The sequence below is a fragment of the Streptomyces sp. NPDC005262 genome, from assembly GCF_042872425.1.
Classification (GTDB): Bacteria; Actinomycetota; Actinomycetes; order Streptomycetales; family Streptomycetaceae; genus Streptomyces.
Genome location: NZ_JBIAKK010000023.1, coordinates 60,313 through 85,159 on the forward strand (window position 1 = coordinate 60,313; position 24,847 = coordinate 85,159).

A 24,847-nucleotide genomic window follows, 5' to 3' on the forward strand; every position below is an offset into this window, starting at 1 on the left:
GTTACCGAGTGTCGGGACGGTCCTTTGCACCCCTGTGGACAACTCCCGCGGACCCCGGCCGCCGGGGGGTCTACTGGCGGATCGACCAGCCCCGCTCGCGAAGCGCCGCGGCGAGTGCCGGGGCCACGCTCGGCTCGACCATCAGCTGCACCAGGCCGGCCTGCTGCCCGGTGGCGTGCTCGATACGGACGTCCTCGACGTTGACCCCGGCCTTGCCCGCGTCCGCGAAGATCCCGGCCAGCTCGCCCGGCCTGTCGCTGATGAGCACAGCCACGATGTCGTACGCCGCCGGGGCCGCGCCGTGCTTGCCGGGGACCCTTACCTGGCCCGCGTTACCGCGGCGCAGGACGTCCTCGATGGAGTCGGTGCCCTCGCGGCGCTTGTCGTCGTCGCCGGACTGGAGGCTGCGCAGCGCCCGGACCGTCCCCTCGAGATCGGCGGCGACCCCGGCGAGCACGTCCGCGACCGGTCCGGGGTTGGCGGAGAGGATCTCCACCCACATCCGGGGGTCGGAGGCCGCGATCCGGGTGACGTCCCTTATGCCCTGGCCACAGAGGCGTACGGCCGTCTCGTCGGCCTCCTCCAGTCGGGCGGCGACCATCGACGAGATCAGCTGCGGTGTGTGGGAGACGAGGGCGACGGCCCGGTCGTGGGCGTCGGCGTCCATGACGACCGGGACGGCGCGGCAGAGCGCGACCAGCTCCAGGGCGAGGTTGAGAACCTCGGTGTCGGTGTCCCGGGTCGGCGTGAGGACCCACGGACGGCCCTCGAAGAGGTCGGCGGTGGCGGCGAGCGGGCCGGAACGCTCCTTGCCCGCCATCGGGTGCGTACCGATGTACGGCGTGAGGTCGACGCCGAGGGCTTCCAGCTCGCGGCGGGGGCCGCCCTTGACGCTGGCGACGTCGAGGTATCCGCGGGCGATGCCGTCCTGCATGGCGGTGGCGAGCACCGAGGCCACGTGGGCGGGCGGTACGGCGACGATCGCGAGGTCGACGCGCCCCGCGGGCGCCTCGTCCGTACCGGCGCCGAGCGCGGCCGCCGTGCGGGCCGACGCCGGGTCGTGGTCGACGAGGTGGACATGGACGCCACGCCCGGCGAGGGCGAGGGCTGCGGAGGTGCCGACCAGGCCGGTTCCGATGACGACGGCGGTTCTCACTGGGCAATGTCCTTGCGGAGGGCGGCGGTGGCGCCGAGGTAGACATGCTGTATCTCGGACTTGGCAAGGTACGTCTCGACATGGGCGAGGATGCGCACCACGCGGGGCATCGCCCCCACGATGTCGAGTTCCTGGGCGCAGATCAGCGGTACGTCGACGATGCCGATGCCCCGGGCGGCGGCGGCCGGGAAGTCGCTGTGCAGATCGGGGGTGGCGGTGAACCAGATGCTGATCAGGTCGTCGGCAACGAAGCCGTTGCGCGCCAGGACGGCGGTGAGCAGGGCGCTGACCTGCTCGTCCATGTGTCCGGCCTCGTCCCGCTCCAGCTGGACCGCTCCACGGACCGCTCGTACCGCCACGTCTGGCTCCTCACTTCTTCGTGCGCTTCTCTTCATGCCGCTTCGTGCTTGTCGCGCCTGCTCTGTGCCCGCCTGCGCGATTTCAGCCTAGAGGGGCGGGGCGACGGGCGGCCGCGGTGCTCTGTGGGTGAGACGCGAGGTCAGCGGGGAGCGGCGGCGGTGTGCACGGCCAGCAGCATCCGCCAGATCCCGCCCGCCAGCTGCGCCGGGGTGGCGTCGGTCCGGCCGTGCACCCAGTCGGCCAGGACGCCGGTGAACAGTCCGGCGACGGCGCTCGCGATCAGGTCCTCCGCGGAGCCCGGGGGCCGGCGACGGCGCAGCTCGCTGATGCTGCGCTGCCGCAACTCCTGGTGCAGCAGCTCGCCGAGCGGTCCGCCACCGCCCGCGCGCAGCAGGCTCCGGTAGACCTCGGCCCGGGTGCGGACTGCCTCCAGCAGGACGACGAGCTCGGCGGGGGGCGCCTCGGGACCGGGCGGCACCTCGTCCCAGGCGTGCAGGGCGTCGACCGCCTGCCGGACGATCTCGGCGCAGGCGTCCACGGCCAGGGCGCGCAGATCGTCGTAGTGCAGATAGAAGGTGGCCCGGCCGACTCCGGCCCGGCGGACCACGTCGGAGACGCTGACCTGGTCGAGTGGCCGTTCCTCGCAGGCCGCGAGGAGTGCCTCGCGGAGCTTGCCGCGGGTGCGTGCGGTACGGGGGTCTCCGCTGCCGTCCGTCGCTGCGGGCGTCACGGGCTCAGCCCGCGAGCAGGACGAGGACGAGTGCCGCGGCGGCGGGGACCGCCTGGACGAGCAGGATCCTGCGGTTCACGGTGGCCGCTCCGTACACCCCGGCGACGATCAGGCAGCCGAGGAAGAAGATCTGCGCCTGGTACGCGACAGGGTCGCCCGCGATCAGACTCCAGACGAGTCCGGCGGCCATGAACCCGTTGTACAGGCCCTGGTTCGCGGCGAGCGGGGCGCTCTCGCGGGAGAACGCCGGGGTGGTGGCGAAGACCTTCCGGCCGCGCGCGGTGTCCCACAGGAACATCTCGAGCACCAGGAAATAGGCGTGGATCAGCGCGACCAGCGCGACCAGCGCCTGGGCTGCGATGTGCATGGCGGACGGCCTCCCGTATCGATTTCCTGGACAACTGTACAGGAAATCGATACGGGAATTCGGCCGGCGCCGGACGCTCAGAGCGCCTGCGCCCGGATCAGGTCCTCCAACGAGCCGCCCTTCGGGACCTCGCCCGCGGGGGTCAGCCTGTCGACCGCCTGGGGCAGCGACCTGGCGATGTCGTCGGCCGCCTGCTCCGTCGACACCCCCGCGTCCCGGGCGACCTTCTGCAGGGTTTCGTCCGGCAGCGCCTGGGCGATCTGCGCGCCGCTCACCGGCTTGTTCTCACCGGTCCCGGGCGACAGACATCTGCCGGCGACGCGGCCTCGGCGACCTCCGCGCGTACGCGCCTCCCCGCAGCGCGCCCGGCCGGGCCGGCCACGGTTGCCCAGCCCGTGCTGTGCCCTGCCTGGAGGACGAGGCACACGAGGCCCCCTCGCGTACCCTCACCCGCATGATCACCCCCGACGCCGAGACTCTCGTACGCGATCACACCGTCTACTCCTGTGTGATGGGCTCACGTGCGTTCGGGCTGGCCACGGACGGCAGCGACACCGACCGGCGGGGTGTCTTCCTGGCACCGACCCCGCTGTTCTGGCGGTTCGACAAGCCGCCGACGCACGTCGAGGGCCCGGCGCCGGAGCAGTTCTCCTGGGAGCTGGAGCGTTTCTGCGAACTGGCGCTGCGCGCCAACCCCAACGTGCTGGAGTGCCTCCACTCGCCGCTGGTGGAACAGGCCGATGCGGTCGGCCATGAACTCCTCTCCCTGCGCGGCGCGTTCCTGTCCCGGCTCGCCCACGAGACCTTTGTCCGCTACGCGCTGGGACAGCGCAAGAAGCTGGAGGCGGATGTCCGGCAGTACGGTGCGCCGCGCTGGAAGCACGCCATGCATCTGCTGCGGTTGCTGGCGAGCGGCCGGGATCTGCTGCGTACGGGCCGGCTGAGGATCGAGGTGGGCGAGGCCAGGGAGGACCTGCTCGCGGTGAAGCGGGGCGAGATCCCGTGGCCGGAGGTGGAGCGTCGCATGACGCGGCTGGCCGAGGAGAACGACGAGTCGGCACCGGGCTCCCCGCTCCCACCGGAGCCGGACCGGGCCCGGGTGGAGGACTTCCTGATCCGCACCCGCCGGGCGTCCGCGTCGTTGCCCGAGAGGGAGTGACCGGCCGCCCTGGCCAACGCAGACGTCAAGCCCGTTCGGAGCTCGAGGACAGCAACCCGAGCCCCTTCAACCGCGCGCGCACCACGAGTTCGTGCAGCCCGTCGAACCCTCCCGCCCTGTCCTGCAGCCCGGACTCCTCCTGCGCCTCGTCCAGCACCCTGTGCAGCGCCTCGACGTCCCGGGGCACCACCGCGCCGTCGACGCCCCCCGCTCCCCCGTGTTCGGCTTCCGCCTTCGCCTCGATCAGCTCAGGGAGATACGCGGGCGCCGCCACCTGCCCCAGAAGCGTCGGCAGATGTGCGAGCACCTCGCCGCTGCGCATCAGATGGATGCCGGTCAGCAGCGCCCGGAACGTGTAGAGCAGCGGTTTCAGTTCGCCGCTCCTCCCGAACAGCCGCCACTGCGTGTTGGCGAACCCCCGGTAGTGGTGCGCATGGTTGCGCGTCACCACCGCGGGCGCCAGCGCGACCAGTTCCGCGTGCAGCTCACTCGTGTGCACGACCAGCGGCGACAACAGCTGCTCCAGCACATAGCCGTTCGGCTTCAGCATCAGCCGGACGAACTTCCGCAGGTCGTGGGTGACGAGGTCCATCTCGACCCCTTCCCGGTCCCACATCCGCGAGCGCGTCTCGTCCGGTTCGCGCAGCCCCACCAGGTCCTCGGCGGGCAGGAGGTGGACCCCCCGCAGGTCCACGTCCGAGTCACGGGACGGAAACCCGTACAGATGCGCCCCGGAGACCGTGGCGAACAGCAGCGGGCCCGGCTCTTCGGCGAGGACCGGACCGAAGTCCGTGACCGGCAGCCCGGCCTCGTGGAGGTGGATCGTTTCCGTACGCATGGGTCAAGAGTCCCAGAGCGCCCCCAGCGACAGCAGGTCGCTCCGGTACTCGATCCGCTCCGACCACTCCTTGGGCCACGCCCCGGCCCCCAGATGCGCGCCCGCCAGTGCCCCGGTCAGGCAGCCGATCGAGTCCGAGTCGCCGCGGGTGCAGGCGGCCCGGCGCAGTGCGGTGACCGGTTCGTCGGGGAAGAGCAGGAAGCAGTGCAGGGCCGTGGCGAGGGCGTCCTCGGCGATCCAGCCGTCGCCGGTCGCCTCGCACGGGTCGGTCTCCGGTGACGGGTCGCGCAGGGCGTCCTGGACGCGGACCAGTGCGGTCAGGCACTCGTCCCAGCCACGCTGGATGTAGCTCTCGCCCGAGTCGTCACCCGCGTACCGCCACAGGTCGCCGAGCCAGCGCGTGAGGTAGCGGCTGCTGTTCTCGTACGCGTACGAACGCAGCTGCCCGATCAGCCCCGTCGGCTCCGCACCCTGCGCCAGCAGATACACCGCGCGCGCCATCAGGTCCGAGGCCGCGAGCGCCGTGGGATGGCCGTGCGTGAGGGCGGCCTGCAACTGCGCCGCACCGGAGCGCTGTTCCTCGCTCAGCCCCGGTACGAGCCCGACCGGCGCCACCCGCATATTGGCGCCGCAGCCCTTGGAGCCGGTCTGGCTCGCCTCCTGCCAGGGCCGGTCGCCGTCGAGCAGCCGGCAGGCGCTCATGCAGGTGCGACCGGGGGCACGGTTGTTGTCCGGCGAGTGGTACCAGTCGACGAACTCCTCGCGTACCGGCCGGACCAGCCGCAGCGGGGTGAGCAGTCCGCGGTCCATGGCGGTGCGGATGCCCCGCGCGAGGGCCAGTGTCATCTGGGTGTCGTCGCTGACGAACGCGGGGTTCGGCAGCCGCATCTGCCGCCACGGCCCGCACTTGGCGAGGATCGACGGGACATTGTTGAACTCGGTCGGGAAGCCCAGCGCGTCGCCGAGCGCGAGCCCGGTCAGCGCGCCGGTGGCGGCCTGTTTGGTGATGGTGCGGGTCACGATCATGTGCTTCGTCCTTCCGGTCGCAGAAGTGGAGGGTGCAGGGCGGTGGCGGCACCCGCCCGGTACAGAGCAGCCGGCTTCCCCCGTCCGCCGGTGCGGCGCGGTGATCCCTCCACGGCCTGGACGAAGCCGGGCGTGGTGAGGACCTTGCGCCGGAAGTTGGGCCGGTCCAGCTCGACGCCCCAGACCGTCTCGTACACCTGCTGGAGCTCACCCAGGGTGAACTCTGCCGGGCAGAAGGCCGTCGCCAGGCAGGTGTACTCGAGTCTGGCGCCGATCCGGTCGTGCGCGTCGGTGAGGATGCGGTCGTGGTCGAAGGCGAGCGCGCCGAGTGCTCCGGCGTCCCACCAGCGGGCGCTGGCCGCATCCCCGCCGCCACGCGGCTCGGGCAGATCGGGAACGAGTGCGGTGTACGCGACGGAGACGACCCGCATCCTGGGGTCGCGGTCCGGATCGCTGTAGGTGCGCAACTGCTCCAGGTGTAGTGCGGAGACGGTTGCCTCGGTCAGTCCGGTCTCCTCGGCGAGTTCCCGGCGGGCGGCGTCCTCGGCGGACTCTCGGGGAAGCACGAAACCGCCCGGCAGGGCCCAGTGGCCCTTGTACGGGTCTTCACCGCGCTCGACGAGCAGGACGTGCAGCCGTCCGTCGCGGACCGTGAAGACGGCGAGGTCGACGGTGACCGCGAACGGCTCGAAGGCGTGCGGGTCGTAGCCCTCGGGGGCGCCGGCGCTCATCGTCGCTCCGGGAGGGGTGCCGCGAAGTCCCAGCCCGCCGCGAGCAGAGCGTCGACGGCGTCGACCGCGCTGTCCAGGCGTTGCCGGTGCGGGCCGGTGAGTTCGATGAACCGGCGCCCGGTGCGGGTGAGTTCGGACCGGAAGCGGTCGGTCATCCAGGGCCGCAGCTCCTCGCCGTCGCGCAGCCCGTCGTCCTCGAAGGCGACGCCCTCGTGGTCGGTGAGCAGCCACAGGTGGTGGGCGATCTGGTCGGCGGTCTCCTCCACGCGCGGGTTGCGACCCCCGATGTACCGCTCGTGCCAGACGGTGGTGGCGAAGGAGTCGGTGTCACAGAAGAGCACCGGGGACCCGGTCCGGGCGGCCGCCTCCTCCTTGGCGTTCTGGGCCGCGGCGATCAGCGGGAAGTCGTCGGTGGTGAACGCCACGTCCTCCCACTGGGCCCGGGGCCACCGGGTGCGCAGAGCGGCCAGCTTCTGTTCGCTGAACTCCCGGCCGTACTCGGCGACATACCGGGTCTGCGCCCAGACACCACCGCGCCGGCGGTAGTGCTCGGCGAGGGCGCGAGCCATCGTGGTGGTGCCGGTGGACTCGGCGCCGAGCACGACGACACGGCGGGTGAGCGCGGCCCGTACGGGCGGTTCGAGGAAGTCCCAGCAGCCGACCGGGTCCTTGCGGACGGCGGTGCCGGACACCGGGAAGACCGTACGGTCGGGATCGACGCAGACGGATTCGGCACCGAACCGGCGGGCCAGTTCGTCCCCGTACGGCTCCGAGGTGAAGACGGCGTCGACCGTCTCCGGGACGGCCTCTTCGAAGACGGCCATATGGGCATCCCAGATCGCCGGGTCCTGGAGATCCATCCGGGTGTCGTCGACGGCGCCGACGACCCGTACGTCCGGGTGCACCTCCCGCATCCAGTCCACCCGGTCGGCGAGCGGGACGGACTCGACGGAGGCGGCGCAGACCAGGACGGTCAGCCGCTCGCAGCGGTCCTGGGCGGTGCGGACGAGGTGGTGATGGCCGGCGTGCGGCGGGTAGAACTTGCCGAGCACGAGCCCGTGCCTGAACCGCTTCACCCTGCCACCCCCGCCAACTCCCGCTGCGGGACCTGGAGATCACGCTTCCAGTTGCGCAGCCCGACCAGGCACAGTGCCAGGAAACCGGCGTACAGCAGGGAGGTCGGATAGAGCTCCTTGTACGCGTACAGCGGGATGTACACGACATCGGCGGCGATCCACAGCCACCACGACTCGATGAGTTTTCGGCACTGCCCGTACGTCGCAGCCAAGGACAGCACAGTCGTCAGGGCATCCCAGAACGGCACGGTGGAGTCGGTGGCGTGGTCGAGGAGAACGGTCAGACCGACGGTCCCCAGCACCCCTGCCGCGCACAGCCGGATCCATTCGGTGCGGCCGGTGTTCCGCACCGGCAGGTCCGGCGAGCCCGGTCCACCCCCGTGGGTCCAGGTCCACCAGCCGTACGCGGCAAGGGTGATGAAGACGATCTGCAGCCCGGCGTCGGCGTACAGACCGGACTGGGTGAACAGCAGGACGAAGAAGAGGTTGTTGGCGATGCCGATCGGCCAGTTGGCCAGATGCTGGCGGGCCACGAGCCAGACGCACAGCGCCCCACTGCCGAAGCCGAGCACCTCGGTCCAGCCGACCGGGGCGTCCCAGACCGTCACCAGAGGTTGCCGCAGGGGATCGAGGACGTCCGCGAGACTCACATCCACCTCCTTAATAGTCACCTTGACTATAAAGGTGATTCGGTGGCAGCAAAAGGCCCGCGGCCGGTTTCCTGTTCGAAAATCGAAACCAGGAACCGGCCGCGGGCCGTACAGCGGACGCCAGAGGCGGACTACAGACCGACCTCGCCCATCAGCATGCCCACCTCGGTGTTGGTGAGGCGGCGCAGCCAGCCGGACTTCTGGTCGCCCAGCGGGATCGGCCCGAAGGACGTCCGCACCAGCCGCTCGACCGGGAAGCCGGCCTCGGCCAGCATCCGGCGGACGATGTGCTTGCGGCCCTCGTGGAGGGTCACCTCGACCAGGTAGTTCTTGCCGGTGTTCTCGACGACGCGGAAGTGGTCGGCGCGGGCGTACCCGTCCTCCAGCTGGATGCCGTCCTTGAGGTGCTTGCCCAGGTCGCGCGGGAGCGGTCCCTGGATGGCGGCCAGGTAGGTCTTCTTCACCCCGTACTTCGGGTGGGTCAGCCGGTGGGCCAGCTCGCCGTGGTTGGTGAGCAGGATGATGCCCTCGGTCTCGGTGTCCAGCCGGCCGACGTGGAAGAGCCGCGTCTCACGGTTGGTCACGTAGTCGCCGAGGCACTGGCGGCCGTCCGGGTCCTCCATCGAGGAGACGACACCGGCGGGCTTGTTCAGCGCGAAGAAGAGGTACGACTGGGCGGCGACGGTCAGACCGTCGACCTTGATCTCGTCCTTGTGCACATCGACGCGCATGCCCTGCTCGACGACGATCTCGCCGTTGACCTCGACGCGGGACTGCTCGATCAGCTCCTCGCACGCACGGCGCGAGCCCATACCGGCCCTGGCCAGGACCTTCTGCAGACGCTCGCCCTCCTGCTCGGCGCCCGGGTGCGTCTTGGGCGTCTTGATGTCGGGCTTGTTCGCGTACCTGTCCCGGTTGCGCTGCTCGATCTTGGCGTCGAGCTCGCGCGAGCGGGACGGGGCACCCTGCGGGCCACGCCGCGGGCCGCCGCTCCGCGCGCCGCCCTGCGGGGGCTTCGGACCGCCCTTGGCGCCACCGCGGGCCGCGGCGCCGCGGCCCTTGCGGGGGCCTTCGCCGCTCTTCTCGCCGGCCCCGGTGCCGCCCACGTCGTAGCGGCGCTCCTCGGGGCGGGGCCGGCGGGGACGCTTGTCCTGCCTGTCGTCGCGCCCGGCGCCGCCACCCCGGGGGTTCCGGTTGCCGCCGCTCTTGCCGCTGCCGCTTCCGCTGTTCCTGCCACTGCTTCGCATCAAAATTCCGTCTTGTCGTCTGCGTGAGTATCCGGGGTGTCCGGTGCGTCCGGATCGAACGACGGCACACCCTCTAGCGTCTCAGCCTCGATCGCGTCCGCCTCGGGGAGGAAGGGCGCGAGCTCCGGGAGCTCATCCAGGCCGCGCAGGCCCATCCGCTCCAGAAAGTAGTTCGTCGTCCTGTACAGGATCGCACCTGTTTCGGGTTCCGCGCCCGCTTCCTCGACCAGGCCCCTCTGCAGCAGGGTCCGCATCACGCCGTCACAGTTCACGCCGCGTACCGCGGAGACCCTCGAGCGGCTGACCGGCTGGCGGTACGCGACCACTGCGAGGGTCTCCAGAGCCGCCTGGGTGAGGCGGGCCTGCTGGCCGTCCAGCACGAAGCCCTCGACGGCCTCCGCGTACTCCGGGCGCGTGTAGAAGCGCCAGCCGCCGGCAACCAGTCGGAGATCGAAACCGCGGCGCTGCACGGTGTACTCGTCGGCCAGCTCCCGCAGTGCGTCGGCAACGGCCCGCCGGGGCCGCTCCAGCACCTTGGCGAGGTGTTCCTCGGTGGCGGGTTCGTCGACGACCATGAGAACGGCCTCGAGGGCGGGCTTGAGCTCAAGACCCGCGACGGTGCTCGCACCGGTGGGGCGCTGCTCGCTCATGCCTGCACATCCTCTTGTACGTCCATGTCCTGCACCTCTTGATCGAACTCGTCCGTCACCGCGGGCTCCGCCCCCTCGCCCCCGGCCCAGCGCACCATGAGCTCGCCGAGCGCCTCCTCCTGGTCGAGGGTGACGGCCTTCTCCCGGTACAGCTCCAGCAGCGCCAGGAACCGGGCGACGACGGTGAGGGTGTCCGGGGCGTCCTCGGTGAGCTCGCGGAAAGTGATCCCCGCCGCTTCCCGCAGCCGCGCCACGACGATCTCGGCCTGCTCACGCACGCTGACCAGCGGGGCGTGGATGTGATCGACATACACCTGCGGCTTGGGCTTCGGCTGCATCGCCTTCACGGCGAGCCGGGCGAACCCCTCGGCGCCGATGCTGATCACCACCTCGGGCAGCAGCTCGGCATGGTGCGGCTCCAGCCCCACGGTCCGGGGGAAGCGCCGCCCCTCGGACTCCAGCCGGGCGCTGAAGATCTCCGCGATGCGTTTGTACGCGCGGTACTGCAGAAGCCTCGCGAAGAGCAGGTCCCGCGCTTCGAGCAGCGCGAGATCGGCCTCGTCCTCCACCTCGGCGGCGGGCAGCAGCCGGGCGGCCTTGAGATCGAGCAGGGTCGCGGCGACGACGAGGAACTCGGTGGTCTGGTCGAGATCCCAGTCCACCCCCATGGCGCGGATGTGGGCCATGAACTCGTCGGTGACCTTGGAGAGGGCGACCTCGGTCACATCAAGCTTGTGCTTGGAGATGAGTTGCAGGAGAAGATCGAACGGGCCCTCGAAGTTGGCCAGCCGAACGGTGAACCGTCCGTCGTCGGCGGGTGCCCCGGCGGCGTCGGCGGGGGCCGCAGGACCGGCGGTCCCGGCCGGGGCGGCGGCGATGGCATCGGCGGGGGCCACGGACGCCGCGGCGGCGTCCGTGAGGTCGGGGGCCGCGGAACCGGCGGAGGCGGCGGTATCAGCGGCGCCGACGGGCGCTGCAGGACCGGCGGTGTCGACGTGCACCGCAGGACCGGCGGTCCCGACCGGGGTGACAGCGACGGCATCAACGGCATCCGCAGGAGCCGCAGGCTCGGCGGCGTCCGTGACGGCGGCCGAGGGGGCCGAGGGCTCCTCGCCGGTTTCGGGATGGGGCGGGGTGGGGGACACACCGACGGCGGCGCCCTCGGCCTCCGCGGCCGCGGACGGCGCAGGCCGACCCCCCGGACCGCGCCCCAGGGGGCGCCGGGGCGTGCGGGCGGGCTCGTCGGTCGTCGGCATGGGGGTCCAGGGTGCGGCGCGGATACGGGCAGGCGGTGTGCCGTACGGAGACGGCCGGGCCGCTCGGCGGCGGCCCCCGGGCAGGCTACCGGCCCGCCGTACCGGTCAGCGGCCGCGCAGCCGCCGCACGAGGATGCTCGCGTCGCCCCGCGACTCCAGGTCGGCGAGGACCACGGCGACCGCCTCGCGGACGATCCGCCCACGGTCGACGGCGAGCCCGTGCTCGCCGCGCAGGACGAGCCGCGCGTGTTCGAGGTCCATCAGTTCCTCGGCCGAGACATAGACGGTGATCTTCTCGTCGTGGCGTTCCCGGCCGCTCGGCCGCCGGTTCGCCCCGCGCCCGCCTCCGCGCCTGCGCTGCTGCTGGACGGCCGGAGCCGCCTCCTGCTGCGTCCCGGACGAGGGCTGGGGCCGACGGGCCGCCTGTGCGGCCGCCGCCGCACGGTCGTTCTCCCCGCCCCGGCTGCGGGAGTCCCCCGCGTCGGCGTCCGCCGCAGAATGTTCCTCCCCGGACGTCAGGGTCCCGGACCCACCGGCCTCGGCCGCACCGGACCCGTCCGCCGCGGAATCTCTCTCACCGGCCGGAGCCGGAACCCGCACCTCGCCGTTCGCCTTGCGCCGCCGGTCCGCGGGGGACGAGGACTGCAGCCCCATCCCCCCGGTGGTACGGAACAGTTCGTCGGCCCCGGGCAGACTCACTCGGCGTGACACCGGGCGAGCACCTCCCTGGCGAGCTGGCGATAGGCGGCTGCACCGACCGAGTTGGAGGCGTACGTGGTGATGGGCTCGCCGGCGACCGTGGTCTCCGGGAAGCGCACCGTGCGCCCGATCACCGTGTGGTAGACGTGCTCGTCGAAGGCCTCCACGACCCGTGCGAGGACCTCCCGGCTATGCACCGTACGGGAGTCGTACATGGTGGCGAGAATGCCGTCGAGCTCCAGCTCCGGATTGAGCCGCTCCTGGACCTTCTCGATGGTCTCGGTGAGCAGTGCCACACCACGGAGTGCGAAGAACTCGCACTCGAGCGGCACTATCACCTTGTGAGCAGCCGTCAGGGCGTTCACCGTGAGCAGGCCCAGCGAGGGCTGACAGTCGATCACGATGTAGTCGTAGTCGGCCATCAGCGGCTTCAGGGCACGCTGCAGCGTGGACTCCCGGGCCACCTCACTGACCAGCTGCACCTCGGCGGCCGACAGGTCGATGTTGCTCGGCAGCAGGTCCATGTTGGGCACGGCGGTCTTCAGGAGGACCTCGTCGGCCGCCATGCCCCGCTCCATGAGCAGGTTGTAGACCGTGAGGTCGAGCTCCATCGGGTTGACACCGAGGCCGACGGACAGGGCTCCCTGCGGGTCGAAGTCGACGAGCAGGACACGGCGTCCGTACTCCGCGAGCGCGGCACCGAGGTTGATGGTCGACGTGGTCTTGCCGACGCCGCCCTTCTGGTTGCACATCGCGATGATCTTCGCGGGACCGTGGTCGGTCAGCGGGCCCGGGATCGGGAAGTAGGGCAGGGGCCGGCCGGTCGGGCCGATCCGCTCGCGGCGCTGGCGGGCAGCGTCGGGCGCGAGGGTGGCCGCGTACTCCGGATCGGGCTCGTACTCGGCGTCGGGGTCGTAGAAGTGCCCCTGGGGCACCTCGTCGAAGTCGGCGAAGTGGGCGGTCTCTCGGCCACTCTCGTTGCCGGCCATGGCGTTCACGTTTAGGCCGTCCATCATCTGGGGGGCTGTCGTCATGTGCTGGTGGGTGGCGAAGGTGCGGACAGCGACGGAGCCGACAGCCTCCAGCCCGATCGGGCTCTGGCCCCGTGCAGGCATCCCTGGTTGAACACCCCCGGGAGTAAATGTCGACTCATTCACAAGTCGTCTTACCTCCTTGGACGTGACCAGGAAACTTATCGATAGGTCAGCGTGACACCATGCCGACGATTGGCGACTCTATGGCGTGTCACCGGTTCGCAGCAACACAATCCGCCGGACCCGGCCCGATGTGTCGGCAATCGAACACCCCCCTGTCAAGGGTGCACGGTCACTCCGGCGCACATTTCACCGGTGCGCAAAACGGGTAAAGCGTTACGTTCAAGGCAAGTTGCGCAAGGCTCTCACAGTGGCCCGACATGCGTCCGGCCGGACCTTGCTCGACAAGGTCCGGCCGGACGCGTGAGGTTGACGAAAGATGTTGACCCGTCAGCCGAGAAGCGTGCTCAGCTCGACGTGCTCCAGACCGTGCGCCTCCGCCACCTCGCGGTAAACGACCTGGCCCTCATGGGTGTTGAGGCCCTTGGCGAGTGCGGCGTCGCGACGAAGCGCCTCGGTCCAGCCGCGGTTGGCGAGCTCCAGGATGTACGGCAGCGTGGCGTTGGTGAGCGCGTACGTGGAGGTGTTCGGCACCGCGCCCGGCATGTTGGCGACGCAGTAGAAGACCGAGTTGTGGACCATGAAGGTCGGCTCGGCGTGCGTCGTCGCGTGCGAGTCCTCGAAGCAACCGCCCTGGTCGATTGCAATGTCGACAAGTACACTTCCGGGCTTCATCTTGGCGACGAGCTCGTTGGTGACCAGCTTCGGGGCCTTCGCACCGGGGATCAGCACGGCACCGACGACGAGGTCGGCCTCGATGACCGCCTTCTCCAGCTCGAAGGCGTTGGAGACGACCGTCTTCACCTTGGTGCCGAAGACCTTGTCGGCCTCGCGCAGCTTGTTGATGTCCCGGTCGAGCAGCGTGACGTGGAAGCCGAGACCGACGGCGATCTGCGTGGCGTTCCAGCCGGAGACACCGCCACCGATGACGACGGCCTCGGCGGGCGCAGTACCCGGGACGCCACCCGGCAGCACGCCACGGCCACCGACCGAGCGCATCAGGTGGTACGCGCCGACCTGCGGGGCCAGCCGGCCCGCGACCTCGGACATCGGGGCGAGCAGCGGCAGCGCGCGGTTCGCGGTCTCGACGGTCTCGTACGCGATCGCCGTGGTGCCGGACTCCAGCAGCGCGTCCGTGCACTCGCGGGAGGCGGCGAGGTGCAGGTAGGTGAAGAGCGTCTGGTCCTTGCGGAGGCGGTGGTACTCCTCGGCGACCGGCTCCTTGACCTTCAGGAGCAGGTCGGCGGTGGCCCAGACCTCGTCGGCGGTGGGGAGGATACGCGCCCCCGCGGCGATGTACTCCTCGTCCATGATCGAGGACCCGGCACCGGCGTTCTGCTCGACGACGACCTGGTGGCCGTTGCGGACGAGCTCATGCACACCGGCGGGCGTGATGGCCACGCGGAACTCGTTGTTCTTGACTTCGCGGGGGATGCCGACCTTCACGTCGATCACGGTCCTTGACTCAGAGGGTTACTCCGGGCATAGAGGCGCATACCCGGATACACACAGTGTAAATGGAGACACCGCGAACGTACGCGGCAGAGCCAGTTTAATGAAGGGCTTCTCGCTGTCTAGCCTTACAAAGCATTAATTTTCAGTCGACCCACTACGGATTTCGCAGGCTGGCTCATCCTTGCCCAGCAGTCTCTGCGCCATGCCGCGGCGCAACCCGGCCGCAGCCGGGTCGCCGAGCCGGTCGAGCGTGTCGGCGAGCCGGAGCTCCAGCGCGGCCTGCAGCCGTACGTCCTTGGCCTGCCGTGCCCACTCGACGGCCTCCTGACAGGTGCGCAGCGACTCCTGCGGCCGTCCCGCGTACTCCTGCACCCTCGCGGCCTCGCTGAGCGCCCGCGCCTGGGCGGCGAGGTCGCCGATCCTGCGGTGTACGGCCGCCGCGGCCCGCCAGTTCCGCAGCGCCTCGCCGTACTGCCCGGCATAGGTGTGGACGGAGCCGAGCCGCCCGTACAGCCGCGCCTCGTCGGCGAGCTCGCCGTGGGTGAGCCGCTGCGCGAGCGCCCGGCCGTACCAGTCGGAGGCCCGGTGGAAGTCCCCCAGCTCGGCGTAGGCGCCGCCTACGGATTCCATCGCCCTGCCCGTCGCGTACGGATCCTTCGCCGCCCGTCCGGCGTCCAGGGCCGCCCGATAGCGGGTCAGCGCCTCCTGCGTACGACCGGTCCTGGCATCCAGATCGGCGAGATTGAGCAGTGCGGCGGCGCGCTCGCGGGGCAGCTCGCGTCGCTCGGCGACGGCCAGGACCAGTCCGTGCAGTCCGTACAGGTCGGATGCCGCGGCCTCGGTGCCCTGGTGCACGGCCAGCGCCCGCACCAGCGCGGCCACCAGCCTCCGTGCCAGGGTGTCGAGTTCACCGTCCTCCACGGCGATCCGGGCGGAGGCGAGCAGGGCCGGCCGGCGGATCCGCAGCCAGGCGGCGGCCGCTTCGGGGTGCGGAAAGCGCAGCGAGCGCGGTAGTCCGGCGAGCTTCCGGCGGGCCTCGGAACCCTCCGGGTCGGTGATCGCCCGGCAGGACTGGAGCTGGCGCACGGTCCGCTCCAGCAACCGGGCCCTGGCCAGCTGGATCTCGGCCGGCCGGTCCCGGTCGGCCAGCAGGGCCTGCATCAGCGGGGCGAGGCAGCCGGGCACCTCGTACTGCGGCAGCTCCGCGCCGTTGGTACGGAGCAGGCCCAGCCGGACGAAGTCGTCGAGGGTCGACTGGGCGGCCGAGACGGAGCAGCCGGCCAGCGCGGACGCGGTGTGGGCGTCGGCGAGCCCGGCGGGGGCGAGCGCGAGCAGTCGCAGTATCCGGCCGGCGGTCTGCGGCAGGGACTCATGGACCAGCCGGAAGGCGCGGGCCAGCGGGCGGGCACCGGCGGGCTGCTCGGCGTCGTCCGGCAGCTCGCGCAGCTGCTTGGTGACATCGGCGACCGATGCCATGGGGTGGGCGGCGAGCCAGCCGCCGATCATGACCAGGGCAGCAGGCTGTCCAGCGCACTCCTCGGCGAGGCTCTCGGCGGTCAGCGGGTCGACCGTGATCCTGACCTGGCCGATGGCGCCGGCCAGCAGCTGGACGGCAGAGCCCTTGTCGAGGCCACCGATGGTGCACGGGCGGACGCCAGGGATGCCGGTGAGCGGGCCCTGGGCGGTGGCGACCACCAGGCAGCCGGGGTTGTCCGGCAGCAGCGGATCGACCTGTTCGGCGTCTGCCGCGTCGTCGAGCAGCAGCAGGACGTGCCGGTCGGCGAGGGCCTCGCGGACCAGCTGGGACAGTTCGTCCCCGTCCGCGCCGGGCGGCCCGGCGACCTCCAGCTGGTCGAGGAGGTCCAGCGCGGTGCGTTCGGTGGGGACGCGGGCGCCGCCGAGGTCGGTGAGCCTGACCCGGAGCAGCCCGTCGGGGTAGTCGCCGGTGTCCAGCAGTGCGCGGGTGAGTTCCTCGGCGAGTGCGGTGCGCCCGGAGCCGGGGCGTCCGGCAATCAGCAGGACCCTGGCACGGGCCGCTTTGCGACCGGCCAGGGTGTCCAGTCCGGCCCGTTCGATGTCGGCCTTCAGCTCCTTCAACTCGCGTTCGCGGCCGAAGAATTGGCGTGGTGCGGCGCCGGACGGCCCCTCGGTCCCCGCCGCCGATGCCGGGCCGCTGGTGTCCACCACCTGATCCGTCACGGGCCACGCTCCACTTCGCTGCACGCGTTGCCCGCCGGGACTCCGGCCAGGGCATTCCGAGCGTAGTTCAGGCGGGTACGCGAACACGGTGGAGCGCGGCGGGGAGGTCCCCCGATCGGATCAGCATTTTGTCCGATCAAAGGACCTCTGTTCGCCGCAACAGACCGTCAGGACCGACGAACGGCCGGAGCGACGGGGCCTCAGACCTCGAACGGCCTGGCCGGCCACGGCGCCTCCGCCGGCCGCAACGAGTCGATCCCGTCGCCGGCGAGCACCGCCGCGAGCGAAAGGACGCCCACCACGAGGCAGTTGTTGTGCAGCTCCCCGGCGAGCACTCCCCGCACGAGCTCATCGAGCTCCACCCGGGCCAGCTCCATGTCGGCCTCCTCTTCGGAGACCTCGAAGCGCTCGCCGTCGGCCTCGGAGAGATTCCGGGCGAGGAAGATCCGGACCGCTTCGTCGCAGCCGCCTGGCGTGGTGTAGACGTCGGTGAGCACCCGCCAGTCCTCGGCCTTGACGTACGCCTCCTCGTAGAGCTCGCGCTGCGCCGCGTGCAGCGGGTTCTCACCGGGGATGTCGAGCAGGCCTGCCGGGATCTCCCAGAGCTTCTGCCGCACGGGGTGCCGGTACTGCCGCAGCACGAGGACCCGGCCCGCGTCGTCGAGCGCGAGCACGGCGACCGATCCCGGGTGGACCTGGTAGTCGCGGCGCACGACGGAGCCATCGGGCATCACCACGTCGTCGGTGCGGACGCTGGTCTTGTTGCCCGTAAAGGGGGTCTCGGTCGCGGTGACCAACCACTCCTCGGGCGTGTCCTGGATACCCATCTACGTCCTCCCACAAAAAACAGAAACCGGGGTACGGATCCTCAGTGGATCCGTACCCCGGTCAACGGTAACGCCTGCCTGCCGTCGGACTACTTGCCCGACGTGCTGCCCTGCCTGCCGGCGGTCTTGCGCTCGACAGCCGCCTTGACCAGGCCCGCGAAGAGCGGGTGCGGGCGGGTCGGCCGGGACCGGAGTTCCGGGTGCGCCTGGGTGGCGACCAGGTAGGGGTGGACCTCGCGCGGGTACTCGACGTACTCGACGAGCTTGTTGTCCGGGGACGTGCCGGAGAAGACCAGACCGGCCTTCTTCTCCAGCTCGGCGCGGTAGGCGTTGTTGACCTCGTAGCGGTGGCGGTGACGCTCCTCCACGTACGGCTGGTCGTCGTACGCCTCACGGACCAGCGAACCCTCGGCGAGCTTCGCCGGGTACAGGCCGAGCCGCATGGTGCCGCCCAGGTCGCCGGCGCCCTCGACGTACGCGAGCTGCTCCTCCATCGTCGAGATGACGGGGTGGGAGGTGGCGGCGTCGAACTCGGTGGAGTTGGCGTCGGGGATCTCGGCGAGGTTGCGCGCCGCCTCGATCACGATGCACTGCAGGCCGAGACAGAGGCCGAGCAGCGGCACCTTGTTCTCACGGGCGTACTGGATGGCGCCGATCTTGCCGTTGACGCCACGGTCGCCGAACCCGCCGGGGACGCAGATCGCGTCGACGTCGGAGAGCTGCCCGGCGGCGCCGGCCGGGGTCTTGCAGTCGTCGGAGGCGACCCACTTGACCTTGACGCGGGCCTTGTTCGCGAAGCCGCCGGCCCGGATGGCCTCGGTGACCGAGAGATACGCGTCGGGCAGGTCGATGTACTTGCCGACGAGCGCGACGGTGATCTCGTGATCGGGGTTGTGGACGCGGTCCAGCAGGTCGTCCCAGGTGGTCCAGTCGACGTCGCGGAACGGCAGGTCGAGCTTGCGCACGACGTAGGCGTCCAGGCCCTCGGTGTGCAGCACCTTCGGGATGTCGTAGATCGACTTGGCGTCCACACAGGCCACCACGGCGGCCTCGTCCACGTCGCACATCAGCGAGATCTTGCGCTTGATGGCGGTCGGTACGTCACGGTCGGCGCGCAGCACGATCGCGTCCGGCTGAATACCGATGTTCCGCAGCGCCGCGACCGAGTGCTGGGTGGGCTTGGTCTTCAGCTCGCCGGACGGGCCGATGTACGGCAGCAGCGAGATGTGCACGACGAAGACGTTGTCCCGGCCGACCTCGTGGCGGACCTGGCGGACGGTCTCCAGGAACGGCAGCGACTCGATGTCGCCGACCGTGCCGCCGACCTCGGTGATGACGACGTCGACGTCATCGGTGGCCATGCGGCGGATGCGGTGCTTGATCTCGTTGGTGATGTGCGGGATGACCTGGACGGTGTCACCGAGGTACTCGCCACGCCGCTCCTTGGCGATGACCTGCGAGTACACCTGACCGGTCGTGACGTTGGCGGAGCCGTCGAGGTCGACGTCGAGGAAACGCTCGTAGTGGCCGATGTCCAGGTCGGTCTCGGCGCCGTCGTTGGTGACGAACACCTCGCCGTGCTGGAACGGGTTCATCGTGCCAGGGTCGACATTGAGGTACGGGTCGAGCTTCTGCATCGTGACCCGAAGGCCCCGCGCCTTGAGCAGGGCACCCAGGCTGGAGGCAGTCAGACCCTTGCCGAGGGAAGAGGCGACACCCCCGGTGACGAAGATGTGCTTGGTCGTCGTGGATGTGGGCTGCATAGCCAAAGGGGGCTCCCGTGGTCGCGGATCTTGAGGTGCGTACCGGCGTTGCCATTCGGAGAGTCCGAAGGTGCCGTCGCTGCGGTTCGGGGGCCTCGTCCGCTGTCGCTGACGACCACCGGTCCACGGGCTACCAGGGTATCAGCGACTGGGGGAGCCTGCTTCCGGCCACACCCGGCGCACCGGCCTCGCAAGATCACCACACCGTGTTCGGTCCCCCACCCGTTCGGCTCAGATGTGTTACCTGGACCGTCGCGCGGATCATGGACGTGCGTCGTATCCTGCTCGGACACTCGCAGCCGGGCGACCCACACAAGCCCTCGGCTCCCCACAACAACCCCTTGAAACGACCTTTTTACCCGCAGTAAGCGCCCCACGGGGCGACGTGGCCGTTCGACTGGAGATGCACGTGGCCGGGCGCATCGAGGATTACGCACTCATCGGAGACATGCAGACCGCCGCACTGGTCTGCCGGGACGGAACGGCGGACTGGCTGTGCCTGCCCCGGTTCGACTCGCATGCCGTCTTCGCGGGACTGCTGGGTACCGAGGAGCACGGCTTCTGGCGCCTCGGCCCCGCGCACGCGGAGGGGTCCGAACCACCCTCCGCGGACCGGCGGCGCTATCGCGGCGACTCCCTGATCCTGGAATCGGAGTGGGACACGCCGCGCGGCACGGTCCGGGTGACCGATTTCATGCCCCCGCGTGACAGCGCACCGCAGCTGATCCGGATCGTGGAAGGGATCAGCGGCCGGGTGTCGATGCGCTCCGAGCTGCGGATGCGGTTCAGTTACGGGCGGGTGATCCCGTGGGTGCACCGGGTCGACGGCCGTACCGTCGCGGTGGCCGGCCCGGACTCCGTCTGGCTCGACACACCCGCCGAGACGTTCGGCGAGAACCTGACGACGTACTCCGACTTCACCGTCGCACCGGGCGACCGGCTCGAGTTCACCCTCAGCTGGCAGCCCTCGCACGGTGAGCCGCCCGCGCTGCCTGACCCCGAGGGCGCGCTGGAGGCGACCGAGGACTTCTGGCGTGAGTGGGTCGAGCAGTGCACGTACCACGGCCCCTACCGGGAGGCGGTGGTGCGCTCGCTGATCACGCTGAAGGCCCTGACGTACGCCCCGACCGGCGGCATCGTCGCCGCGCCGACCACCTCGCTTCCGGAGGACATCGGCGGCTCACGCAACTGGGACTACCGCTACACCTGGCTGCGCGACGCCGCGATCACCCTCTCCTCCCTGCTGCGCACCGGCTACCGCGAGGAGGCCCGCGCGTGGCGTGAGTGGCTGCTGCGGGCGGTCGCGGGCGACCCGGAGAACCTGCAGATCATGTACGGCATCGCGGGCGAGCGCGAACTGGGCGAGGCCGAACTGGACTGGCTGCCGGGTTACGAGAGCTCCGGCCCGGTCCGGGTCGGCAACGGCGCGGCGAACCAGCTGCAGCTCGATGTGTACGGCGAGGTCGTCGAGGCGCTGCATCTCGCACACATGACGGGCCTGACCCGCAACGACTACGCGATGGGACTCCAGCTCAAGCTGATCGAGTACCTGGAGAACCACTGGGACGAGCCGGACGAGGGCATCTGGGAGGTGCGCGGGCCACGCCGCCACTTCGTCCACTCCAAGGTGATGGCCTGGGTCGCCGTCGACCGCACCATCAAGCTGATCGAGTCCGGGGACAGCGACGGGCCGTTGGAGCGGTGGCGCGAGCTGCGCGACGACATCCACCGCGACGTCTGCGAGAACGGCTACGACAAGGAACGGAACACCTTCACCCAGTCCTACGGGTCGAAGGAGCTGGACGCGTCACTGCTGCTGATCCCGCAGATGGGCTTCCTGCCGCCGGACGACAAGCGGGTGATCGGCACGATCGAGGCGATCCAGCGGGAGCTGTCCACCGAGGACGGGTTCGTGCTGCGCTATCCCACCTCGGGCGAGGCCGCGGGCGTCGACGGCCTGGAGGGCGACGAGGGCGCGTTCCTGGCGTGCTCGTTCTGGCTGGCGGACGACCTGGCGATGATCGGCCGGGTCGACGAGGCGCGCCAGCTGTTCGAGCGGCTGCTGTCGCTGCGCAACGATCTGGGGCTGTTGGCGGAGGAGTGGGATTCGCGGCTGCAGCGTCAGGTGGGAAACTTCCCGCAGGCGTTCAGCCACGTCCCTCTGATCGACACGGCACTGCGGCTGACCGCGAGCGGGGCGTACGTCGGCTGACCGGCGGATGGCGTGACAGGACCGTGTCCGACGGGCGGCCGGACCGGGCCGGGCGAGGCTTCGCGGACCCGGCCCGAGGGAGAGCCCTTAGGATGGAACTGACCTGTCACGCCCTCGGAAGGGGGCATCATGACGCCCCGCACCACCGGCATCAGCAGTGCGACGGACAGTGCCCTGGACGGTCTGCGCCAGGACTTCACCGGTGAGGTCTTCGCCCCCGGCGACTCCGCATACGACGAGTCGCGCACGGTCTTCAACAGCATGATCGACCGGCGGCCCGCGGTGGTCGCCCAGTGCGCGTCGGAGACCGACGTGGCGCGGTCCGTGCGGTTTGCACGCGAGCACGGTCTGGAGATCGCGGTCCGTGGTGGCGGCCACAGCGTCGCGGGCATGTCGTCCAGCGACGGCGGCCTGGTCGTCGACCTGCGCCGCATGAACGGGGTGACCGTCGCTCCGGCCGACCAGGCGGCACGTATCGGCGGTGGCGCCCTCATGAGGGATCTGGACCGGGCCACCCAGGCGTACGGCCTGGCGACCACCGGAGGCCGGGTCTCCACCACCGGCGTGGGCGGCTTCGTGCTCGGCGGCGGCTCCGGCTGGCTTGAGCGCTGCTTCGGCCTGGCCTGTGACAACCTGCTGGCCGCCGAACTGGTGACGGCGGACGGCAGCACCGTACACGCGAGCCTCGACGAGAATCCCGAGCTCTTCTGGGCCTTGCACGGCGGCGGCGGAAACTTCGGCGTCGTCACCTCGCTCACACTGAATCTGTACGAGCTGCCCGCCATGTCCTACGTGATGCTGTTGTACCGCCCCGAGGACGGGCCCGAAGTCATGTGCGCATACCGGGACTTGATGGCCTCCGCGCCGGACGGGGCGGGCGGCGCGTTCCTCTACTTCACCGCGCCGCCGGAGGACTTCGTACCGAAGCACCTGGTCTCCACGCTCGTCTGCGCGGTACTGGTCACCTGGACGGGTCCTCCCGGCGAGGCCGTCGACGTGGCCCGGCCGGCCCTCGCCATCGGTCACGAGGCGGAGGTGATCTCCGGCATTCCTTACGCGGAGCTGCAGTGCATGCTCGACGATCCGCCGGGACTGCGGAACTACTGGTCCGCCGAGCATCTCGACAGTCTCCCCGACAAGGCGGTCGACCTGTTCTGCGCCCGCGCCCCCGACATGCCGGTCCCCTCCAACTCGCAGCACGTCCTCTTCCCGATGGGCGGCGCGGTGGCCCGGGGCCCCGCCGACTACCCGCTGCCCTGGCGCGCCGCCCCCTGGGCGGTGCATCCCTTCGGCGCCTGGGAGAGCCCGTCCGACGACGAGCGCGGCAAACAGTGGGTGCGCCGGTTGCACGCCGATGTCCGCCCCTGGTCCAGCGGCGCCGTCTACCTCAACTTCATCGGGCGCGAGGGCGAGGACCGGGTCGTCGCCGGACTCGGCGCCGAGAACTGCGCCCGCCTCGCCGCGGTCAAGGCCACGTACGACCCCGACAACGTGTTCCGCCTCAACCACAACGTCGAACCTACCTCCGTCGCCCGATGAACTCCCCCGGCGAAGCCCCCTCTTCATCCGGCCGGTACCTTCCTGGTCAGGGTGACAGCCCGCCCCACGCGAACGGAAGCACGAGGCCCGAACCAGTGGAGAACCAAGGCGGCATCACCGTGCAGCGCGCCCTTGAGCTGCCGGGGCTGCGCAGCGGACTCCCCGAGGTGGTGGCCGGCGCGGACCGGCTGGGCCGCACGGTGCGCTGGGTGCACGCGGGCGAGGTCCCGAACATCGCCTCGCTGCTCAAAGGCGGGGAACTGCTGCTCACCACCGGCCTGGGGCTCGGCACCCGGCCCGCCGAACAGCGCGCCTTCGTGCGCAGGCTCGCCGACCGGGGCATCGCCGCCGTGGTGGTGGAGCTCGGGCCGCGGTTCAGCAGGCTGCCCGCCTCGATCGTGGATGCCGCGCGGACCGCCGGTCTGCCGCTGGTACAGCTTCACCGGGAGGTGCCGTTCGTGACGGTCACCGAGGAGATCCACACCGAGATCGTCAACGGTCACTACGCACTGCTGCGGCAGGCCGAGGACGTGCACCGGCGGTGTACGGAGGCGCTGCTCGGGGGTGGCGGGATCCCGCAGGTGCTGGGCATCCTGGCGGACTTCACCGCCAACCCGGTCTTCCTGGAGACGGCGGACGGTCAGCTGCTGTACGCGGCGGGCCCCGGCTCCGGTCCGGTCTCCGCCGATCCGCTCCAGGTCTGGGACGGGATGCGCGGCGGCCGGGCGGCCCGCGAGACACCGCCCACGGGCGCGGTGCTGGTGGATGTGCCGGGCGGCGGTCCCGGAACCGGTGCGGTACGGGCCAGGCTGGTCCTGCTCGCCGTGTCCGGGCCGCTGGTGACCGTGCACCGGATGGCGGCCGAGCGGGCGGCGGGCATTCTCGCCGTGGTGCTGATGCAGGCCCGTCAGGAGGAGGAGCTCGCCGCCCGCGGCCGCGGCGACTTCCTGACGGATCTCGCGGAGGGCCGGATCACGCCGGAGGACGCGCCCGCGCAGGCGCGCGTACTGGGCTTCAGACCGGGCGAGGCGCCGTTGCTGCCCGTGGTGATGCGGCTGGCCCCCGAGCTGTCCCCGTCGGGCAACTGGGCGCTTCTCGCACGCGCGGTCCTGGAGGAGCTGTCATCGGTGGGGGTGCCGGTGCTGCTGGGCGTACGGCCGGTGGAGGGCCGAGTTCCGCTGCTGCTGGGGCTGCGGTCGGAGACGGAGCGCACGGCGGTGGCCGACCGGGTGACGGCGGCGCTGCGGGCAGGCGTGGAACGGGCCGGTCTGGAACGGGCCGGGTCACATCCGCCGGTCGTGGTGGTCGGGGTCGCGGGCGGCTGGGCGGCAGCCGGAGCGGGGCTGCGACACGCCGCGGAGACGGCGACCGCCGCGCAGGGCCTCGATGACCGGCCCTGGTACGACGCCCGACGGCTCGACATCGATCTGCTGCTGTGGCGGCTGCGGAACCACCCGGACCTGGCGGCGTTCGTGGACCGGGCGATCGGCCCGCTGCGCGACCACGACCGCATGTCGCGCCCACCGCTGCTGCCCACGCTGGAGTCGTATCTCGCCCACGCGGGCCGCAAGGCGGAGACGGCACGCGACCTGCACCTGAACCGCCAGACGCTCTACAACCGTCTGGCCCGCATCGGCGAACTGCTCGGCACGGACCTGGACGACCCCCAGACGGTGCTGGCCCTGAGCCTGGCCCTGAGAGCCCGCCGACACGCCACATCGGGCCCGTCCGGCAGTTGAGAACGGAACGATTC

General features: G+C 70.9%; 23 protein-coding genes. 4 read left to right on the forward strand and 19 right to left on the reverse strand.

Annotation, left to right across the window (positions count from 1 at the left end; genetic code table 11):
* Nucleotides 1–70: 70 nt before the first annotated feature.
* The 5 genes from ACFYP5_RS35660 to ACFYP5_RS35680 form a co-directional block, all read right to left on the reverse strand.
* Nucleotides 71–1,156 (reverse strand): prephenate dehydrogenase, encoded by a 1,086-nt coding sequence (locus ACFYP5_RS35660; protein ID WP_389043552.1) that lies wholly within the window; start codon nt 1,154–1,156, stop codon nt 71–73.
* Nucleotides 1,153–1,515: a chorismate mutase gene (aroH, locus tag ACFYP5_RS35665; RefSeq protein WP_389043553.1), complete on the reverse strand. Its 363-nt coding sequence runs from the start codon at nt 1,513–1,515 to the stop codon at nt 1,153–1,155. The genes ACFYP5_RS35660 and aroH overlap by 4 nt, the downstream gene beginning before the upstream one ends.
* A gap of 140 nt (nt 1,516–1,655) precedes the next feature.
* Nucleotides 1,656–2,246 (reverse strand): TetR/AcrR family transcriptional regulator, encoded by a 591-nt coding sequence (locus ACFYP5_RS35670; protein WP_389043556.1) that lies wholly within the window; start codon nt 2,244–2,246, stop codon nt 1,656–1,658.
* A gap of 4 nt (nt 2,247–2,250) precedes the next feature.
* Nucleotides 2,251–2,613, reverse strand: a complete 363-nt coding sequence (locus tag ACFYP5_RS35675) for a DUF1304 domain-containing protein (RefSeq protein WP_389043558.1) — start codon at nt 2,611–2,613, stop codon at nt 2,251–2,253.
* Nucleotides 2,614–2,690: 77 nt separating this feature from the next.
* Nucleotides 2,691–2,888 carry a YidB family protein gene (locus ACFYP5_RS35680; RefSeq protein ID WP_389043559.1) on the reverse strand — a complete coding sequence of 66 codons (198 nt, stop codon included), beginning with the start codon at nt 2,886–2,888 and terminating at the stop codon, nt 2,691–2,693.
* 179 nt (nt 2,889–3,067) lie between these two features.
* Here ACFYP5_RS35680 and ACFYP5_RS35685 point away from each other — a divergent pair, with 179 nt between their 5' ends.
* The gene (locus tag ACFYP5_RS35685; RefSeq protein WP_389043562.1) at nt 3,068–3,772 is read left to right on the forward strand and encodes a DNA polymerase beta superfamily protein; all 705 of its coding nucleotides are present in this window, start codon (nt 3,068–3,070) and stop codon (nt 3,770–3,772) included.
* Between the two features lie 25 nt (nt 3,773–3,797).
* On the opposite strand, the gene ACFYP5_RS35690 is transcribed toward ACFYP5_RS35685, so the two are convergent.
* From ACFYP5_RS35690 to ACFYP5_RS35755, 14 genes are all read right to left on the reverse strand, one after another.
* Nucleotides 3,798–4,610, reverse strand: a complete 813-nt coding sequence (locus tag ACFYP5_RS35690; protein ID WP_389043564.1) for a DNA polymerase beta superfamily protein — start codon at nt 4,608–4,610, stop codon at nt 3,798–3,800.
* Nucleotides 4,611–4,613: 3 nt separating this feature from the next.
* Entirely contained in the window at nt 4,614–5,636 is a 1,023-nt protein-coding gene (locus ACFYP5_RS35695; RefSeq protein WP_389043566.1) for an ADP-ribosylglycohydrolase family protein, read from the reverse strand.
* Nucleotides 5,633–6,367 carry an NUDIX domain-containing protein gene (locus ACFYP5_RS35700; protein ID WP_389043568.1) on the reverse strand — a complete coding sequence of 245 codons (735 nt, stop codon included), beginning with the start codon at nt 6,365–6,367 and terminating at the stop codon, nt 5,633–5,635. Before ACFYP5_RS35700 ends, ACFYP5_RS35695 begins: the two co-directional genes overlap by 4 nt.
* On the reverse strand, nt 6,364–7,443 hold the full coding sequence (locus ACFYP5_RS35705) for an AAA family ATPase (protein ID WP_389043571.1): 1,080 nt from the start codon (nt 7,441–7,443) through the stop codon (nt 6,364–6,366). The genes ACFYP5_RS35700 and ACFYP5_RS35705 overlap by 4 nt, the downstream gene beginning before the upstream one ends.
* On the reverse strand, nt 7,440–8,093 hold the full coding sequence (pnuC, locus tag ACFYP5_RS35710; protein WP_389043573.1) for a nicotinamide riboside transporter PnuC: 654 nt from the start codon (nt 8,091–8,093) through the stop codon (nt 7,440–7,442). The genes ACFYP5_RS35705 and pnuC overlap by 4 nt, the downstream gene beginning before the upstream one ends.
* A 131-nt stretch (nt 8,094–8,224) precedes the next feature.
* Nucleotides 8,225–9,340: a pseudouridine synthase gene (locus ACFYP5_RS35715; RefSeq protein WP_389043576.1), complete on the reverse strand. Its 1,116-nt coding sequence runs from the start codon at nt 9,338–9,340 to the stop codon at nt 8,225–8,227.
* Entirely contained in the window at nt 9,340–9,990 is a 651-nt protein-coding gene (scpB, locus tag ACFYP5_RS35720; protein ID WP_389043578.1) for an SMC-Scp complex subunit ScpB, read from the reverse strand. The genes ACFYP5_RS35715 and scpB overlap by 1 nt, the downstream gene beginning before the upstream one ends.
* Nucleotides 9,987–11,246 (reverse strand): segregation and condensation protein A, encoded by a 1,260-nt coding sequence (locus tag ACFYP5_RS35725; RefSeq protein WP_389043580.1) that lies wholly within the window; start codon nt 11,244–11,246, stop codon nt 9,987–9,989. The genes scpB and ACFYP5_RS35725 overlap by 4 nt, the downstream gene beginning before the upstream one ends.
* Nucleotides 11,247–11,351: 105 nt before the next feature.
* On the reverse strand, nt 11,352–11,945 hold the full coding sequence (locus ACFYP5_RS35730) for a hypothetical protein (RefSeq protein WP_389043627.1): 594 nt from the start codon (nt 11,943–11,945) through the stop codon (nt 11,352–11,354).
* On the reverse strand, nt 11,942–13,060 hold the full coding sequence (locus tag ACFYP5_RS35735; RefSeq protein WP_313936586.1) for a ParA family protein: 1,119 nt from the start codon (nt 13,058–13,060) through the stop codon (nt 11,942–11,944). The genes ACFYP5_RS35730 and ACFYP5_RS35735 overlap by 4 nt, the downstream gene beginning before the upstream one ends.
* A gap of 369 nt (nt 13,061–13,429) precedes the next feature.
* The gene (ald, locus tag ACFYP5_RS35740; RefSeq protein ID WP_389043629.1) at nt 13,430–14,545 is read right to left on the reverse strand and encodes an alanine dehydrogenase; all 1,116 of its coding nucleotides are present in this window, start codon (nt 14,543–14,545) and stop codon (nt 13,430–13,432) included.
* Between the two features lie 144 nt (nt 14,546–14,689).
* Nucleotides 14,690–16,753: a tetratricopeptide repeat protein gene (locus ACFYP5_RS35745; protein WP_389043581.1), complete on the reverse strand. Its 2,064-nt coding sequence runs from the start codon at nt 16,751–16,753 to the stop codon at nt 14,690–14,692.
* A 200-nt stretch (nt 16,754–16,953) separates the two neighbouring features.
* Nucleotides 16,954–17,580, reverse strand: a complete 627-nt coding sequence (locus tag ACFYP5_RS35750) for an NUDIX domain-containing protein (RefSeq protein ID WP_389043584.1) — start codon at nt 17,578–17,580, stop codon at nt 16,954–16,956.
* A gap of 89 nt (nt 17,581–17,669) precedes the next feature.
* The gene (locus tag ACFYP5_RS35755) at nt 17,670–19,343 is read right to left on the reverse strand and encodes a CTP synthase (protein ID WP_389043586.1); all 1,674 of its coding nucleotides are present in this window, start codon (nt 19,341–19,343) and stop codon (nt 17,670–17,672) included.
* Between the two features lie 409 nt (nt 19,344–19,752).
* Here ACFYP5_RS35755 and ACFYP5_RS35760 point away from each other — a divergent pair, with 409 nt between their 5' ends.
* The 3 genes from ACFYP5_RS35760 to ACFYP5_RS35770 all read left to right on the forward strand — a co-directional run bounded on the left by ACFYP5_RS35760 (nt 19,753) and on the right by ACFYP5_RS35770 (nt 24,833).
* A complete protein-coding gene (locus ACFYP5_RS35760) occupies nt 19,753–21,555 on the forward strand; it encodes a glycoside hydrolase family 15 protein (protein WP_389043588.1) in 1,803 nt (600 codons plus the stop codon).
* Nucleotides 21,556–21,684: 129 nt separating this feature from the next.
* Entirely contained in the window at nt 21,685–23,094 is a 1,410-nt protein-coding gene (locus ACFYP5_RS35765; protein ID WP_389043589.1) for an FAD-binding oxidoreductase, read from the forward strand.
* Between the two features lie 95 nt (nt 23,095–23,189).
* Nucleotides 23,190–24,833, forward strand: a complete 1,644-nt coding sequence (locus ACFYP5_RS35770; RefSeq protein WP_389043592.1) for a PucR family transcriptional regulator — start codon at nt 23,190–23,192, stop codon at nt 24,831–24,833.
* The last annotated feature ends 14 nt before the right edge of the window (nt 24,834–24,847 follow it).

Coding starts and splice junctions, on each gene's coding strand:
- ACFYP5_RS35695 (WP_389043566.1), bottom strand. CDS start 5,636: ATGATCGTGACCCGCACCATCACCAAACAGGCCGCCACCGGCGCGCTG.
- ACFYP5_RS35685 (WP_389043562.1), top strand. CDS start 3,068: ATGATCACCCCCGACGCCGAGACTCTCGTACGCGATCACACCGTCTAC.
- ACFYP5_RS35700 (WP_389043568.1), bottom strand. CDS start 6,367: ATGAGCGCCGGCGCCCCCGAGGGCTACGACCCGCACGCCTTCGAGCCG.
- ACFYP5_RS35675 (WP_389043558.1), bottom strand. CDS start 2,613: ATGCACATCGCAGCCCAGGCGCTGGTCGCGCTGGTCGCGCTGATCCAC.
- ACFYP5_RS35755 (WP_389043586.1), bottom strand. CDS start 19,343: ATGCAGCCCACATCCACGACGACCAAGCACATCTTCGTCACCGGGGGT.
- scpB (WP_389043578.1), bottom strand. CDS start 9,990: ATGAGCGAGCAGCGCCCCACCGGTGCGAGCACCGTCGCGGGTCTTGAG.
- ACFYP5_RS35725 (WP_389043580.1), bottom strand. CDS start 11,246: ATGCCGACGACCGACGAGCCCGCCCGCACGCCCCGGCGCCCCCTGGGG.
- ACFYP5_RS35715 (WP_389043576.1), bottom strand. CDS start 9,340: ATGCGAAGCAGTGGCAGGAACAGCGGAAGCGGCAGCGGCAAGAGCGGC.
- ACFYP5_RS35735 (WP_313936586.1), bottom strand. CDS start 13,060: ATGCCTGCACGGGGCCAGAGCCCGATCGGGCTGGAGGCTGTCGGCTCC.
- ACFYP5_RS35750 (WP_389043584.1), bottom strand. CDS start 17,580: ATGGGTATCCAGGACACGCCCGAGGAGTGGTTGGTCACCGCGACCGAG.
- ACFYP5_RS35765 (WP_389043589.1), top strand. CDS start 21,685: ATGACGCCCCGCACCACCGGCATCAGCAGTGCGACGGACAGTGCCCTG.
- ACFYP5_RS35690 (WP_389043564.1), bottom strand. CDS start 4,610: ATGCGTACGGAAACGATCCACCTCCACGAGGCCGGGCTGCCGGTCACG.